The sequence below is a fragment of the Pseudarthrobacter sp. AG30 genome (assembly GCF_003116525.1).
In the GTDB taxonomy this organism is placed as follows: domain Bacteria; phylum Actinomycetota; class Actinomycetes; order Actinomycetales; family Micrococcaceae; genus Arthrobacter.
The window spans coordinates 1-395 of the sequence record NZ_QEHL01000070.1; the positions used below are offsets into that span (position 1 = coordinate 1).

The 395-nt window shown below is 50.6% G+C and carries 1 protein-coding gene; it reads right to left on the minus strand.

The window, feature by feature from the left end; translation table 11 throughout:
• Positions 1 to 196: 196 nt before the first annotated feature.
• Positions 197 to 395, minus strand: a 199-nt coding sequence (locus DC347_RS21350; RefSeq protein WP_206073984.1) for a COX aromatic rich motif-containing protein, incomplete at its 5' end; no start/stop codon positions are given.

A 395-nucleotide genomic window follows, 5' to 3' on the forward strand; every position in this document is an offset into this window, starting at 1 on the left:
GATACCGAGACGTTTGTGGTCGACAGAAGTCAGCCACTCGTTCCATAGGTAGGACCACTTACCGAAGTAAGTGATGGCTGCCAGAAGCGCCAGTCCCCCAATGATAATCGCAGCCACCGTTACCACGATAATAGGTTCGTGGTAGGGCACTGCATCCAGTGTAAGTTTTCCGAACATCGTTTTCTTCCTCGGCCCCTTAGTGAGCGGTTTCCGCGTGGCTCATGTCCATGCCTTCCATCCCGTCGTGAGCAGCGTGCTCGCCTTCAGGTTTAGACATGTTCATGCTCTCGTGAGACATGAATTTGTTCACAACATCTTTGAACAGATCCGGTTTCACGTTAGAGAAATATTCCACTTTGTTGTATTCGCTAGGCACAGCCACTTTCTCGAACGCG